At 71.0% G+C, this 14,437-nt stretch carries 18 protein-coding genes; 15 read left to right on the forward strand and 3 right to left on the reverse strand.

The features are described from left to right. Window positions 1-141: 141 nt before the first annotated feature. The 11 genes from ASC98_RS01430 (at window position 142) to ASC98_RS01480 (ending at window position 9,368) form a co-directional block, all read left to right on the forward strand. Window positions 142-453: a DUF2917 domain-containing protein gene (locus tag ASC98_RS01430; RefSeq protein ID WP_056803399.1), complete on the forward strand. Its 312-nt coding sequence runs from the start codon at window positions 142-144 to the stop codon at window positions 451-453. Beyond that, window positions 450-1,808, forward strand: a complete 1,359-nt coding sequence (radA, locus tag ASC98_RS01435; RefSeq protein ID WP_056804730.1) for a DNA repair protein RadA — start codon at window positions 450-452, stop codon at window positions 1,806-1,808. Before ASC98_RS01430 ends, radA begins: the two co-directional genes overlap by 4 nt. Window positions 1,809-1,934: 126 nt before the next feature. Further along, window positions 1,935-2,195: a FeoA family protein gene (locus ASC98_RS01440; protein ID WP_056803402.1), complete on the forward strand. Its 261-nt coding sequence runs from the start codon at window positions 1,935-1,937 to the stop codon at window positions 2,193-2,195. Next, entirely contained in the window at window positions 2,192-4,042 is a 1,851-nt protein-coding gene (locus tag ASC98_RS01445; protein ID WP_056803405.1) for a ferrous iron transporter B, read from the forward strand. The genes ASC98_RS01440 and ASC98_RS01445 overlap by 4 nt, the downstream gene beginning before the upstream one ends. Window positions 4,043-4,153: 111 nt before the next feature. After that, on the forward strand, window positions 4,154-4,417 hold the full coding sequence (locus ASC98_RS01450) for a DUF6587 family protein (RefSeq protein WP_056803408.1): 264 nt from the start codon (window positions 4,154-4,156) through the stop codon (window positions 4,415-4,417). Between the two features lie 12 nt (window positions 4,418-4,429). Further along, window positions 4,430-5,227, forward strand: a complete 798-nt coding sequence (locus tag ASC98_RS01455; RefSeq protein ID WP_056803411.1) for a metallophosphoesterase — start codon at window positions 4,430-4,432, stop codon at window positions 5,225-5,227. Next, a complete protein-coding gene (locus tag ASC98_RS01460) occupies window positions 5,224-5,622 on the forward strand; it encodes a hypothetical protein (RefSeq protein ID WP_056803415.1) in 399 nt (132 codons plus the stop codon). Before ASC98_RS01455 ends, ASC98_RS01460 begins: the two co-directional genes overlap by 4 nt. Before the next feature lie 41 nt (window positions 5,623-5,663). After that, on the forward strand, window positions 5,664-6,587 hold the full coding sequence (locus ASC98_RS01465; RefSeq protein ID WP_056803417.1) for a branched-chain amino acid transaminase: 924 nt from the start codon (window positions 5,664-5,666) through the stop codon (window positions 6,585-6,587). Between the two features lie 7 nt (window positions 6,588-6,594). Next, window positions 6,595-6,807, forward strand: coding sequence for a zinc-finger domain-containing protein (locus ASC98_RS01470; protein WP_056803420.1), 213 nt, complete (start codon window positions 6,595-6,597; stop codon window positions 6,805-6,807). Between the two features lie 19 nt (window positions 6,808-6,826). Further along, window positions 6,827-7,828, forward strand: a complete 1,002-nt coding sequence (gene waaF, locus ASC98_RS01475; protein ID WP_056803424.1) for a lipopolysaccharide heptosyltransferase II — start codon at window positions 6,827-6,829, stop codon at window positions 7,826-7,828. Further along, complete coding sequence (locus ASC98_RS01480; protein WP_056803427.1) at window positions 7,818-9,368, forward strand: PAS domain-containing sensor histidine kinase; 1,551 nt, start codon at window positions 7,818-7,820, stop codon at window positions 9,366-9,368. Before waaF ends, ASC98_RS01480 begins: the two co-directional genes overlap by 11 nt. Here the strand turns inward: ASC98_RS01480 and ASC98_RS01485 are convergent. Both ASC98_RS01485 and ASC98_RS01490 read right to left on the reverse strand, forming a co-directional pair. Further along, on the reverse strand, window positions 9,344-10,045 hold the full coding sequence (locus tag ASC98_RS01485) for an anti-sigma factor domain-containing protein (protein WP_056803430.1): 702 nt from the start codon (window positions 10,043-10,045) through the stop codon (window positions 9,344-9,346). The two genes, ASC98_RS01480 and ASC98_RS01485, sit on opposite strands and share 25 nt — an antisense overlap. Then, window positions 10,045-10,674: a sigma-70 family RNA polymerase sigma factor gene (locus ASC98_RS01490; RefSeq protein ID WP_056803433.1), complete on the reverse strand. Its 630-nt coding sequence runs from the start codon at window positions 10,672-10,674 to the stop codon at window positions 10,045-10,047. Before ASC98_RS01490 ends, ASC98_RS01485 begins: the two co-directional genes overlap by 1 nt. Window positions 10,675-10,780: 106 nt before the next feature. Between ASC98_RS01490 and purU the strand changes: the two genes are divergently transcribed. Genes purU through ASC98_RS01510 form a run of 4 tightly spaced genes read left to right on the forward strand, consistent with a single transcriptional unit; the run spans window position 10,781 to window position 13,707 of the window. Beyond that, window positions 10,781-11,665: a formyltetrahydrofolate deformylase gene (gene purU / locus ASC98_RS01495; protein WP_056803434.1), complete on the forward strand. Its 885-nt coding sequence runs from the start codon at window positions 10,781-10,783 to the stop codon at window positions 11,663-11,665. A gap of 14 nt (window positions 11,666-11,679) precedes the next feature. After that, window positions 11,680-12,129, forward strand: a complete 450-nt coding sequence (locus ASC98_RS01500) for a nuclear transport factor 2 family protein (protein ID WP_056803437.1) — start codon at window positions 11,680-11,682, stop codon at window positions 12,127-12,129. 10 nt (window positions 12,130-12,139) lie between these two features. Further along, window positions 12,140-13,153, forward strand: coding sequence for a YheT family hydrolase (locus tag ASC98_RS01505; protein WP_056803444.1), 1,014 nt, complete (start codon window positions 12,140-12,142; stop codon window positions 13,151-13,153). Between the two features lie 20 nt (window positions 13,154-13,173). Then, complete coding sequence (locus ASC98_RS01510; protein ID WP_056803447.1) at window positions 13,174-13,707, forward strand: DUF2946 family protein; 534 nt, start codon at window positions 13,174-13,176, stop codon at window positions 13,705-13,707. Between the two features lie 47 nt (window positions 13,708-13,754). Here the strand turns inward: ASC98_RS01510 and ASC98_RS01515 are convergent, their stop codons facing one another. Continuing rightward, window positions 13,755-14,369 carry a cytochrome c5 family protein gene (locus ASC98_RS01515; RefSeq protein ID WP_082541797.1) on the reverse strand — a complete coding sequence of 205 codons (615 nt, stop codon included), beginning with the start codon at window positions 14,367-14,369 and terminating at the stop codon, window positions 13,755-13,757. Between the last annotated feature and the right edge of the window lie 68 nt (window positions 14,370-14,437).

Genomic DNA, 14,437 nt, shown 5'->3' on the forward strand with positions numbered 1-14,437 from the left:
AGGTACAGAGCCGGGCAGTTGTCACCAGCACAGCCGCCGCGGCGGGCCACTGTGCCGGTGCAGTTCACGCTGTTCTGGATGTGGTCGGCATGGCGGCTTCCCGGAACACTGGTGCTCTGAGGAATTCACGGCACGACCACCATGACGAAGACACTCCACCCCCTGGATCTGCAACTCGCCGTCGGCGAACTGTGCCGCTGGCGTTCGGCCGGCACGGTCGAGCTGCAGGTGCTGGCCGGCCGCGTGTGGGTCACGCAAAGCGGCGACGAGGACGATCACTTCCTCGCGGCCGGCGACACGCTCGCGCTGCGCCGCGGGGCGCTCGCGCTGATCGAGGCGGAGTCGGGCGCGAGCCTGCGACTGTTCGCGCCGGCGAAGGCAGCACTGCCGTCCACGCCGTGGTGGCGCCGCCTCGGCGGCGGGCGCCGGCCGGCCGCTACAGTCGCGGGGTGAGCAAACCCAAATCCGTCTACACCTGCAGCGAGTGCGGTGGCACCAGCCCCAAGTGGCTGGGCAAGTGCCCGCACTGCAACGCCTGGAACACGCTGGTCGAGGGCGTCGCCGAGGCGCCGACCAAGCACCGCTACCAATCGCTGGCCGGCGCGCAGCCGGTCGCCACGCTGTCCGAGATCGAAGCCTCGGACGTCGACCGCCAGCCCACCGGCATCGATGAGCTCGACCGCGTGCTCGGCGGCGGCATCGTCGCCGGCGGCGTCGTGCTGATCGGCGGCGACCCCGGCATCGGCAAGTCGACGCTGCTGCTGCAGGCGCTCGACGCGCTGTCGCGCAACATGCGCGCGCTGTACGTCACCGGCGAGGAATCCGGCGCGCAGGTCGCGCTGCGTTCGCGCCGCCTCGGGCTCGACGGCTCGCAGGTGCGCGTGGTCGCCGAGATCCAGCTCGAGAAGATCACCGCGACCATCGACGCCGAGCAGCCGGCGATCTGCGTGATCGATTCGATCCAGACCGTCTACAGCGACCAGCTGACCTCCGCGCCCGGCTCGGTGGCCCAGGTGCGCGAATGCGCCGCCCAGCTGACCCGTGTGGCCAAGAGCAGCGGCACCACGATCATCCTGGTCGGCCACGTCACGAAGGAAGGCGCGCTGGCCGGCCCGCGCGTGCTGGAGCACATCGTCGACACGGTGCTCTATTTCGAGGGCGACACCCACAGCAGCTTCCGGCTGGTGCGGGCGATCAAGAACCGCTTCGGCGCGGTCAACGAGATCGGCGTGTTCGCGATGACCGAGAAGGGGCTGAAGGGCGTCGCGAACCCGAGCGCGATCTTCCTGTCGACGCATGGCGAGCCGGTCGCCGGCTCCTGCGTGCTGGTCACGCTGGAGGGCACGCGGCCGCTGCTGGTCGAGATCCAGGCGCTGGTCGACTCCGGCGGCCCGAGCCCGCGCCGCCTGAGCGTCGGCCTCGACCGCGACCGCCTCGCGATGATGCTGGCGGTGCTGCACCGCCATGCCGGCATCGCGTGCCTCGACCAGGACGTGTTCGTCAATGCCGTCGGCGGCGTGCGCATCAGCGAGCCGGCCGCCGACCTGGCGGTGATGCTGGCGATCCAGAGCAGCCTGCGCGGGCGGCCGCTGCCGCGCGGCTTCATCGCGTTCGGCGAGGTCGGGCTGGCCGGCGAGGTGCGGCCGGCGCCGCGCGGCCAGGAGCGGCTGAAGGAAGCCGCCAAGCTCGGCTTCAGCGTGGCCGTGGTGCCGAAGGCGAATGCGCCGAAGAAGGCGATCGAGGGGCTCACGATCCACCCGGTCGAGCGCATCGAGGAGGCGATCGACCTGCTGCGCACGCTGAGCTGACATCGCGCAAAGCGTCACACCGTGACACGCCTGGGGTGGGAGCGCCCCTGCAGCCGTGCGGCCAAACAAGAGCTATTATCATTTGCATCGGGCGGCTTTCGCCCTGCCGTGATTGCTCCCGCCCGTATGACCGCTCCCCGTCTTTCCGACCTGCCCGCCGGTGCCCGCGGTACCGTCATCGGCCTGCGCGCCGAGGGCTCGCCCGATCCGCAGCTGCTGCACCGCCTGAGCGAACTGGGCTTCCTGCCCGGCGAGCCGGTGCAGCTGCTGCGCCGCGGCCCGGGCGGGCGCGAACCGCTCGCGGTGCAGATCGGCGAGACCTTCTTCGCGCTGCGCAAGATCGAGGCGCAGTGCGTCGAGGTGAATGTCGAAGGGCTGCCGTCATGAGCACCGAAGCCCTGCAGTCCCTTCGGATCGCGCTGGTCGGCAACCCGAACTGCGGCAAGACCGCCCTCTTCAACCTGCTGACCGGCGCGCGCCAGAAGGTCGCCAACTACGCCGGCGTCACCGTCGAGCGCAAGGTCGGCAGCGCGACGCTGCGCAGCGGCCGCACCGTGTCGGTGATCGACCTGCCCGGCGCCTACAGCCTGACGCCGGCCACCCCCGACGAAGAAGTCACCCGCGAGATGGTGATGGGCCTGCGCGCCGGCGAGGCGCCGCCCGATGCGCTGGTGGCCGTCGTCGACGCGACCAACCTGCCGATGAACCTGCGCCTGGTGCTCGAGCTGCGCCGCCTCGGCCGGCCGATGATCGTCTCGCTGAACATGGCCGACGTCGCCCGCGCGCGCGGGCTGCAGATCGACGTCGCGAAGCTGTCGGCCGAGCTCGGCGTGCCGGTGGTCGAGACGGTCGCGGTGCAGAGCCGCGGCCACGAGGCGCTGCTGGCCCAGCTCGAGAAGCAGGCCGAGTGGCCGACGCCGCCGGCGGTGGCCGACACGCCGACGCTGCCCGAGCTGCAGCGCGAGGTGCGCCGCATCCTGTCGGTGGCGGTGCCCGGCGCGATGCAGTTCAAGCGCTTCAACCACCGCATCGACGCGGTCGTGATGCACCCGGTGTGGGGCCTGGTGCTGCTGGCGGTGCTGCTGTTCCTGATGTTCCAGGCGGTGTTCTCGTGGGCCAACGTGCCGATGGACGCCATCAAGGAGGGCATGGCCGCGGCCGGCGAGTTCCTGACTGCCCACCTGCCCGACGGCCCGCTGCGCAGCCTGCTGGTCGACGGCGTGATCGCCGGGGCCGGCCTCGTGCTGGCGTTCCTGCCGCAGATCCTGATCCTGTTCCTGTTCATCCTGGTGCTCGAGGATTCGGGCTACCTGCCGCGCGCCGCGTTCCTGCTCGACACCGTGATGGGCAAGGTCGGCCTGTCGGGGCGGGCCTTCATCCCGCTGCTGTCGAGCTTCGCGTGCGCGATCCCCGGCATCATGGCCACCCGCACCATCGCGAACTGGCGCGACCGGCTCGCGACCATCATGGTCGCGCCGCTGATGACCTGTTCGGCCCGCTTGCCGGTCTATGCGCTGCTGATCGGCGCCTTCGTGCCGAAGCGCAGCGTCGGCTGGTTCAACCTGCAGGGCATCACGCTGTTCGTGCTGTACGTGGCCGGCGTCGTGTCGGCGATGGCGGTGGCCTGGCTGCTCAAGCGCACCTGGATGAAGAGCAGCTACCAGCCGCTGATGCTGGAGCTGCCGCCGTACCGCGTGCCGAACTTCCGCAACCTGGCGATCGGCCTGTGGGAACGCGCCCGCATCTTCCTGCGCCGCGTCGGCACGATCATCTTCGCGCTGACGGTGGTGCTGTGGTTCCTGTCGAGCTTCCCCGGCCCGCCCGACGGCGCGACCGGCCCGGCCATCCAGTACAGCCTGGCGGGCTACCTGGGCCGGGCGCTCGAAGTGATCTTCGCGCCGATCGGCTTCAACTGGCAGATCTCGATCGCGCTGGTGCCGGGGCTGGCGGCGCGCGAAGTGGCGGTCGGCGCGCTCGGCACGGTGTACGCGATGTCGGCGGCCGGCGAGGTGGCCGATTCGCTGGCGCCGGTGATCGCGCAGAGCTGGTCGATCGCCACTGCCTACTCGCTGCTCGCCTGGTACGTGTTCGCGCCGCAGTGCATGTCGACGCTCGCCGTCGTGCGCCGCGAGACCAACTCCTGGCGCTACCCGCTGATCATGGCGGGCTACCTGTTCGCGCTCGCGTACATCGCGTCCTTCATCACCTACCGCGCCACGCTGTGGTTGACATGACCCACCCCCGAAGCGCCTGCGGCGCCTCCCCCTCAAGGGGGCGCCGCCAGCGGCCCGGCAAAGCCGGTTCCGCGGCGGCCGCTTGATGGCTGCATCTTTGGAGCTACTGACATGCAAGACCTGATCGTCGGATTGATCGTCCTCGGCTGCTTCGGTTATGCGGTCAACGTGCTGATGCCGGCGGCGCTTCGCCGCACGCTCGCCGGGCGCCTCGCGCGCTGGTCGGCGTGGCCGGCGCCGGTCGCGCGGCGGCTGCAACGGGCCGCGCAGGTGCCCACCGGCTGCGGCTGCGACGGTTGCGACGTGCCGGCGAAGGCGGCCGCGGCGGCGCAGGGCGGCAAGGCGCAGACCATTCGCATCCACCGCCGTTCGTAGTCCAATGGCGGCATGCGACTGGCCGCCTTCTCCGACATCCACGGCAACCTGCACGCGCTCGACGCGGTGCTGGCCGACATCGCCACCACCGGCGCCGACCTGGCGGTCAACCTCGGCGACATCCTGTCCGGCCCGTTGTGGATCGCCGAAACCGCCGAGCGGCTGATCTCGCTCGATGTGCCGACGATCCGCGGCAACCACGAGCGCCAGGTGCTGGCGCCGGACGTTGCGGCGATGGGCGCCTCCGATGCGTTCGCTGCGGCTCGGCTGCTGCCGCACCAGCGGGCCTGGCTCGCCGGGCTGCCGGCCACGCTGCAACTCACCGACGAGCTGTTCTGCTGCCACGGCACGCCCGACAGCGACCTCGTCTACTTCCTCGAATCGGTCGACCCCGGCGGCATGCGGCCCGCAACGCTGGCCGAGGCGACGGCCCGCGCCGGCCAAGCCCAGCGCGGGGTCGCCCATGGCGTGATCCTGTGCGGCCACACCCACGTGCCGCGCGCGCTGCGGCTCGCCGACGGCCGCCTCGTCGTCAACCCCGGCAGCGTCGGGCTGCAGGCCTACGACGACGCGCACCCGCACCCACACGTCGTCGAGAACGGCACGCCGCATGCCCGCTATGCGCTGCTGACGCGCCGCCCGGCCGGCTGGCAGGTCGAGTGGCGCGCGGTGCCGTACGACCCCGAGCCGGCCGCGCGCCTGGCCGAACGGCACGGCCGACCGGACTGGGCCGGCGCGCTGCGAACCGGCTTCGTTGTGGAAACTGCACAGTCGGCAGCCCCGATCGGCCCCGTAACATCGCGCGCATGAATCCAATCGTCGGGTGGGGCCTCGCGTTGATCGCGGTGGCGGCAGCGTGGCAGGCCTATGGCTGGCAGGGCGTCGTGATGGCGGTGTCGGTGGTCGTGTTCTGGCTGCTGATCCAGTTCAGCCGCGCATTGCGCGTGATGAAGAACGCCGGCGAGGCGCCGGTCGGCCATGTCGGCAGCACCGTGATGCTGAACGCGAAGCTGAGCGCGGGCCTGACGATGATGCAGGTGGTGACGATGACGCGCAGCCTCGGCCGGCGCATCGATCCGCAGCGCGACACCTGGGCCTGGGCCGACGACGGCGGCAGCGAGGTCACGCTCGAATTCAAGGGCGGCAAGCTCGCGACCTGGACGCTGGTGCGCCCGGCCGAGCCGTCCGACCCGTCGCATCCGTAAAATCGCCGGTTCAGCCTCATTTCCCCCTACAGGAGCCTGCCATGTCGATGGCCGATCGCGACGGAAAAATCTGGATGGACGGGCAGCTGGTGGACTGGCGCGACGCCAAGATCCACGTGCTCAGCCACACGCTGCACTACGGGTGCGGTGCCTTCGAGGGCGTGCGCGCCTACAAGACCGCGCAGGGCACGGCGATCTTCCGCCTGCGCGAGCACACCGAGCGGCTCTTCAACAGCGCGAAGATCCTGCGCATGAAGATCCCGTTCTCGCTGCAGGAAGTGATGGACGCGCAGCGCACCGTGGTGCGCGAGAACCAGCTCGAGAGCTGCTACCTGCGCCCGCTGACCTGGATCGGCTCCGAGAAGCTGGGCGTGAGCCCGAAGGGCAACAAGATCCACCTGATGGTCGCCGCCTGGTCCTGGGGCGCCTACCTCGGCGAAGAAGGCCTGCGGCGCGGCATCCGCGTGAAGACCAGCAGCTACACCCGCCACCACGTCAACATCACGATGACGCAGGCCAAGGCGGTCAGCAACTACACCAACTCGATCCTCGCGAACATGGAAGCCACCGAGGACGGCTACGACGAGGCGCTGCTGCTCGATGCCTCCGGCTTCGTCAGCGAAGGCGCCGGCGAGAACATCTTCGTCATCAAGAACGGCGTGGTCTACACGCCCGACCTGTCGGCCGGTGCGCTGAACGGCATCACCCGCAACACCATCTTCGCGATCTGCAACGACCTCGGCCTGAAGCTGGTCGAGAAGCGCATCACGCGCGACGAGGTCTACATCAGCGACGAGGCCTTCTTCACCGGCACTGCCGCCGAGGTGACGCCGATCCGCGAGCTCGACCGCATCGAGCTCGGCAGCGGCTCGCGCGGGCCGATCACCGAGAAGATCCAGAGCGCGTTCTTCGACATCGTGAACGGCCGCAACCCCAAATACGCCGAATGGCTGACCGCCGTCTGAGGACCCCATGAGCAGCACGAACAAGCAACAGGAAGTGGTCGAGGTCACCGCGCACGACGTGCAGGGCCCCGGCGTGGTGTTCTGCCCGAACCCGAAGATGACGCTGTGGAGCACCCACCCGAAGGTGTTCATCGACGTCGCGACGACCGGGGAAGGCAAGTGCCCGTACTGCGGCACCGTCTACCGCCTGAAGGCGGGCGAGAAACTGCACAGCCACTGACCGCAGCCCGACCGACGCCATGAGCCGCGCCTTGCTGATCGCCCCGCAGTGGATCGGCGACGCGGTGATGTCGCAGCCGCTGGTCGGCCGGCTGGCCGCGCGCGGCGACGAGATCGCGGTGGCCGCGCTGCCGTGGGTCGCGCCGGTGTACCGGGCGATGGCCGGCGTGCGCGAGGTGATCGAGCTGCCGTTCGCGCACGGGCGGCTCGACTGGTCGGCGCGGCGCCGCGTCGCGGCCAGGCTGCGCGGCCGCTTCGACACCGCCTACGTGCTGCCGAACTCGATCAAGTCGGCGCTGATCCCGTTCTTCGCCGGCATCCCGCAGCGCATCGGCTACCAGGGCGAAGGCCGCCCGCTGCTGCTCAACAAGCGGCTGCCGAACCCGGCCGGGCGACCGCCGATGGTGGCGTTCTACAGCGCGCTGGCCGGTGGGCCTGCCGAGACGGAAAGGCCGCGGCTGCAGTTCGATGCGGCGACGCTCGAACGCGTGACCGCCGCCGCCGGGCTGGCGCCGCAAGGCTACTGGGCCTTCGCGCCGGGCGCTGAATACGGCCCGGCCAAGTGCTGGCCGGCTTCGCACTACGCCGAGCTCGCGCGTTCGTTGCACGCCGCGCACGGCCTGCCGGTCGTGCTGCTCGGCTCGGGCAAGGAGGTCGCGCTGTGCGACGAGATCGCCGCAGCCGCACCCGGCGCCTGCCGAGTGCTGGCCGGCAAGACCCCGCTGATCGACGCGATGGTGCTGATCGCCGGCGCCCGCGGCGTCGTCAGCAACGACTCCGGCCTGATGCACGTCGCGGCGGCGTTCGGCATCCCGCAGGTCGCGGTGTTCGGCTCGACCAGCCCCGAGCACACGCCGCCGCTGAATCCGCGCGCGCAGGTGATCTGGCTGAAGGAAGAGCTGCAGCTCGATTGCGCGCCCTGCTTCGACCGCGTCTGCCGCTTCGGCCACACCCGCTGCCTGACGGGCGTCAGCGCGCAGCGGGTCGAAGCCGCGCTCGCCGACCGGTTGCTTGCCGCCTGACACCGACGGCACCGCGATGGCCACCGAGCTGCAGCAGGACCGGTTGATGCGCGAGGCGCTGGTCGGTGCCGGCACCTCGGTCTGGGCGTGGGACATGGAGGCCGACGCGCTCAGCGGCATGGACGGCAGCGTCGCGCTGCTCGGCTACGCGGTCGGCGAGCTGCCGCCGAACCAGGCCGGCTGGGACACCGTGATCCACCCCGACGACCGGCCGCTGAACCATGCGGCCTACCTGCGCCATGCGCGCGGCGAGATCTCGGCCTACGAGAGCGAATACCGCGCGCGCCACAAGGACGGCAGCTGGCGCTGGCTGGCCGAGCGCGGGCGCATCGTCGAATGGTGGCCGGACGGCCGGCCGCGCCGCATGGTCGGCACGCTGAGCGACGTGACGCTGCGCCGGCAGGCGCAGGGCGAGGCGGCCGAGCGCGACGAACGCCTGCAGCAGATCATGCGGCACGTGCCCGGCGTGCTGTACCAGTACCGGCTGTGGCCCGACGGGCGCGCCGAGATCCCGTTCGTCAGCGACCGCTGCGTCGAGGTGCTCGGGCTGACGCCGCAGCAGCTGATGGGCGACGCGATGGAGATGTTCCGCCGCATCGCGCGCAGCGACCGCGAGGACCTGATGGCCGCGGTGTCGGACTGGGCGCGCAGCAAGGCCACGCAGCGCACCGAGTACCGCTACCACCACCCCGACGGCACGCTGCGCTGGATGCAGGCGGTGTCGTCGCCGCGGCGGGGCGACGACGGCTCGGTCCTGTGGCACGGCTACCTCGAGGACGTCACCGACTACCGCGAGCTCGAGAAGGCGCGCGCCGCCGCGGTGACGGCCGACGCGGCGAACCGTGCGAAGACCGAGTTCCTGTCGCGCATGAGCCACGAGCTGCGCACGCCGCTGAACGCGGTGCTCGGCTTCGCGCAGCTGCTCGAGCTCGACGACGAGCCGCTCAGCGCGGCGCAGCGCAGGCGCGTCGGGCTGATCCGCGAATCGGGCGAGCACCTGCTGCGCATGATCGGCGACCTGCTCGACCACACCCGCATCGAGGCGGGCCAGCTGTCGATCGAATCGGCGAACATCGCGCTCGGCCCGCTGCTCGGCGAATGCCTGGACATGCTGGCGCCGCAGGCCGGCGAGGCGGGCGTCGCGCTGCAGCCGATCGAAGGCGCGCAGGCGCTGCAGGTGCGTGCCGACCCGACGCGGCTGCGCCAGGTGGTGCTGAACCTGCTGAGCAATGCGGTCAAGTACAACCGGGCCGGCGGCTCGGTGCGGGTGCGTGCCGAACCGCTCGACGGCGAGGTGCTGCTGCAGGTGATCGACGACGGCGTCGGCATCGCGCCGAAGGACCTGCCGCAGCTGTTCGAGCCGTTCAACCGGCTCGCGCAGCAGCGCAGCGGCATCCAGGGCACCGGCATCGGCCTCGCGATCACGCGCGCGCTGGTCGTGCTGATGGGCGGGCGCATCGAGGTCGAGAGTGTCGTGGGCGTCGGCTCGACCTTCAGCGTGGTGTTGCCCGCTGGCTACGAGCTCAGCTTGCCGACGTAGAGCACGGGCCCGGTCGGCGCGCCCGACGGCGATCCGCCCGGCGGCTCCAGCGTGACGGCCAGCGCCGAGGTGCCCTGCAGCACCTGCCCGCGGCGCACCACCGTCGATCCGCTGGCCGAGATCACGCCCAGCGAGCGCGGCGCGCCGCTCGGCGGCAGCGCCCAGAGTTCGAGCGAGCGGTCGGCCTGCACGCTGACCGGCAACAGCGGCCGCGTCACCATCGCGCGGCCGTCGGCACTGATGCTGGCGACGAAGCTGGCCGGCGTCACCGCATTCGGCTGGTCGGCCGGCGCGGCCGCCGACAGCACGACGACGATCGGCGCCTGCGCCGGCGGCGGGCTTGCGACGATGAACGCCAGCGCCAGCGTCGCCGCGCTGGCGATGCCGGTCAGCACGCGCCAGAACGCGAGCCGCGCCCACCAGGCCTGCGACGGCGCTTCAGCGGGCCGCAGCCCGAGGCGCGCCTCGATGCGCCGCCACACGCGTGCCGGCGGCGTCACCGGCGCCAGCGTGACGGTCAGCGGCATCAGCCGGTCCTGCCAGCGCTGCACCGCACCGCGCAGCGCCGGGTGGCCGGGCAGCAGCGATTCGAAGCGCCGCCGCGCCGGGCCGCGCAGCGTGCCGGCGACGTATTCGGCGCCGAGGCGATCGGCCAGCTCGGGCCGGCTGTAGTCCATCAGGCACCCCGCGCACGGCCATCGCGCAGCACGGCGTTGTCGAGGCAGGCCTTCAGCGACAGCAGCGCGCGCCGCACCCACGACTTCACGGTGCCGAGCGGCTCGCGCATCCGGTCGGCCACCTCGGCATGGCTCAGGCCGTCGTAGAACGCGAGTGCCACGCTCTGCCGCTGCGGGGCGCTCAAGCCCTCCATGCACTGCGCGAGCGCACGCGCATCCGAGGCCCGGCTCAGCATCTCGAGCGGGGTCGGCGCGTCGTCGGCCACATCGTCGTACACGTCCTTGTCCTCGTCGTCGTTGAAGGGCGCGGGCTGCGTCTGCGGTTCGGTCTGCTTGCGGCGCAGGCTGTCGATCGCGCGGTTGCGGGCCACGCTGGTCAGCCAGGTCAGCGGCTGGCTCTGCGCCGCATCGAAGCTCTGCGCGGCACGCCAGACGTTGACGTAGACCTCCTGCAGCACGTCTTCCGCCTGGGCCCGGTCCCTGTTGATACGCAGCACGACGGCGAACAGATGCGCGCTGGTTCGCTCGTACAGTACCGCGAAGGCCTGGCGGTCGCCGAGCCCGCTGCGGGCCAGCAGCTGCGACAGCTCCTTGCTGCGTTCACTCCATTCGGCGGGTGCTACGGCCATGGTGCGGGGTCACGACAAGGCGTGACGAGGTTCACGTGGCGGCGATTCTATGCGGCGCCCCGGCGGCACTGCGCGCCGGTCCACCCCGTCCGTACAATCTGTGCCCATGCAGCCTGCCCGTGAATTCGTCCTCACCCTGTCGTGCCGTGACACCAAGGGCATCGTCTACACCGTTTCGGGCCTGCTGTACCAGGCCGGCTGCAACATCCTCGATTCCCAGCAGTTCGGCGACATCGGCGAGGCGTCGGCGACCGGCCTGTTCTTCATGCGCGTGCACTTCGAGGCACCGGCCCACCTGGCCGACGGCGCGACGCTCGACAAGCTGTTCACCAGCGTGCGCGAGCAGTACGGCATGGATGCGACCTTCCACGACCTGTCGCGGCGCCCGCGCCTGCTGCTGATGGTCAGCCAGCACGGCCACTGCCTGAACGACCTGCTGTACCGCTGGCATTCGCAGCAACTGAGCGTCGACATCGCGGCCATCGTGTCGAACCACCCCGACTTTGCCGGCCTCGCCGAGCGCTACGCGATCCCGTTCCACCACCTGCCGCTGCCGGCCGGCAGCAGCGCCGAGGCCAAGCGCGCTCAGGAGCAGCAGGTCGAAGCGCTGATCGAGCGCGAGCGCGTCGACCTGACGGTGCTCGCGCGCTACATGCAGATCCTGAGCGCCGACTTCTGCGGCTTCATGAAGGGCCGGGCGATCAACATCCACCACAGCTTCCTGCCGAGCTTCAAGGGCGCGAAGCCGTACTTCCAGGCGCACGACCGCGGCGTCAAGCTGATCGGCGCGACCGCGCACTACGTGACCGCCGACCTCGACGAAGGGCCGATCATCGAGCAGGACGTGGCCCGCGTCGACCATTCGCTGAGCGCGCAGGACTTCACCGCGGTCGGCCGCGACGTCGAGTGCATGGTGCTCGCGCGCGCGGTGCGCTGGCACGTCGAGCACCGTGTGCTGCTGAACGGTCAGAAGACCGTCGTCTTCCGCTGAGGAACCCTGTCGACATGGCCCGCCCCAAACCGCCCGCCGCCACGCTGCTGTCTTCGGCCGACGACACCGAACAGCAGTTCTACGAGGCGCTGCAGCGCGGCGACATCGAGAAGCTGATGGCGGCCTGGTCCGACGACGACGACATCACCTGCGTGCATCCGGGCGGGCCGCGGGTGGTCGGGCCGGCCGCGATCCGCGCGGCCTTCGAATCGATGTTCTCGAACGGCAGCATCGATGCGCACCCCGAGAAAGTGCGCCGGCTCGAGAGCGAGTCGATCGCGGTGCACAGCGTGCTCGAACGGGTGCAGGTGATGACCAACGAAGGCCCGCAGGCGGCCTGGGTCGTCGCGACCAACGTCTACGTGAAGACGGCACTCGGCTGGCGCATGGTCGCGCACCATGCGAGCCCGGGGTCGATCGGCGAGGTGCAGGAGGTCGGCGAGACGCCGGCGATGCTGCACTGAGGTGACGCCGATGGATTTTTCATCCCCGCGCTGGCTCGGCGGCCGCGGTGCCGTCGGCGGCAACCTGCAGACGATCTGGCCGGCGTTGTACTCGAAGCGCTACCACGGGCCGGCTCCGGTGTACCGCCGCGAACGCTGGAACACGCCGGACGGCGATTTCATCGATGTCGATTTCCAGGTCGGCGCGGACGTGGCTGATGCGGCGGCCAATGCGCCGTTGCTGGTGCTGTTCCACGGGCTCGAAGGCTCGTCGGCAAGCCACTACGCACAGGCCTTTGCGCACTGGGCGCGCGAGCGCGGGTGGCGCTACGCGGTGCCGCATTTCCGCGGCTGCTCCGGCGAGATCAACCTGGCGCCGCGCGCCTACCACTCCGGCGATTTCGAGGAGATCGGCTGGGTGCTGCAGGTGCTGCGGGCCCGGCACGCCGGGCCGATCGTCGCGGTCGGCGTGTCGCTGGGCGGCAACGCGCTGCTGCGCTGGGCCGAGGAGGCCGGCGAGACGGCGTCGGCCGTGGTGCGCGGGGTCTGCGCGATCTCGTCGCCGATCGACCTGGCGGCCGGCGGGCAGGCGATCGGGCGCGGCTTCAACCGGCATGTCTACACCCGCATGTTCCTGCGCACGATGATCCCGAAGGCGCTGCGCAAATGGGAGCAGCACCCGGGCCTGTTCGACCGCGAGCGCCTGCGCGCGGCCCGTGACCTGTATGCGTTCGACAACGTGTTCACCGCGCCGCTGCACGGCTTTCGCGACACCGACGACTACTGGCAGCGCGGGTCGGCGAAGCCGCACCTGCACCGCATCCGCGTGCCGGCGCTGGTGCTGAATGCGCGCAACGACCCGTTCGTGCCGGCACACAGCTTGCCCCGGCAGGCCGAGGTCGGCCCGTTCGTCACGCTGTGGCAGCCGCACCATGGCGGGCATGTCGGGTTTCCGGCCGGCGCGTGGCCGGGGCATGTGATGACGCTGCCGGAGCAGGTGATGGGCTGGCTGGCGCCGCACGTGGCCACCGCTGCGGCTGACTGATCCAGCCGAAAGGAGCCGCGATGGACGAGATGGTCAAGGCTGCATTGAAGAAGTGGCCCAACGTGCCGGCCTGCGTCGGCTGGCTCGCGCTCGATGCCCGCGGCGAGTGGTACATGCGCGATGACCGCGTGCAGGCGGCCGGCGCGTTCCCGCAGGTCAAGGGCAGCGTGATCCGCCACGACAAGCTGCGCGAGTTCATCGGCCGCAACTACGAGGGCGATGCGCAAGGCCGCTGGTTCTTCCAGAACGGACCGCAGCAGGTGTTCGTCGAACTGGAGGCGGCGCCGTGGGTGTGGCGGCTGGCAGCGCGGGCCGACGCGGCGCCGCTGCTCGAATCGCACACCGGCCGCGCGGCGCGCATGGACACGGCCTGGCTCGATGAAGCGGGGCGCCTGTACCTCGGCACCGACCTCGGGCTGGGCATCGTGCACACGCTCGACATGGAAGCGGCTGCCGATGCCGTCGAGCGTGGCTGGTGGGTGCCGCAGGCGATCGACCAGGCGGCGCTGCTGCAGCGCTTCGGTGTCTGCCTGAGCCCGCAGGCCCTGAAATGACGAAGCCGGCGCGAGGCCGGCTTCGATGCGTGGGCCGGGCGCCCGGGTTACTTCGCGGCGGAGGCGGCGGACGACGCGGCGGGTGCTGCCGCAGAGGCTGCCGGCGCGGCTTCGGCCGTGGCGGCGGATGCGGCGCCGGAGGCCGGTGCGGCCGCGGGTTCGGCGAACTTGGCGCCGCCCTTGTTGGCCATGTAGACGACCGCGCGGCCGATCTCGACGTCGCTGAAATCGCCGCCGCCTTGCGGGCCCATCGCGCCCTTGCCCTTCAGTGCGTGCGTCAGCAGGACCTCGTAGCCCTGCGGGATGCGCGGGCCCCAGGCGGCGGTGTCGCCGAACTTCGGGGCACCGGCGACGCCGGCGGTGTGGCAGGCGGTGCACTGGGCGGCAAAGACCTGTTCGCCGCTCTTCAGCGAGGCCGGGTCGGACAGGTCCTTGACCTCGTAGCTGGCGATCGGCTGGATGCGCTTGGCCACCGCCTCGGCCTTCAGGCCGTCGCTGCCGGCGCCGGGCTGGTGGTCGGCCTCGACGAAGCTGACGAGCAGGATGATGGCAAGGATCGGGATCACGAACGCGAAGAACACCGCGAGGATCAACTGCTTGGGCGTCTTGATCGGGCCCTCGTGCGGGGCGTCGTGTTCGGGGGTGCTGTGGGCATCGCTCATGGAGTTCCTCGAGGCGTATCCGTTGGCTGCCGGTGCTGGCAAAACCGCGGGATTATAGAGGTCGCCTT

Source organism: Rhizobacter sp. Root1238 (assembly GCF_001425825.1).
GTDB lineage: Bacteria > Pseudomonadota > Gammaproteobacteria > Burkholderiales > Burkholderiaceae_C > Rhizobacter.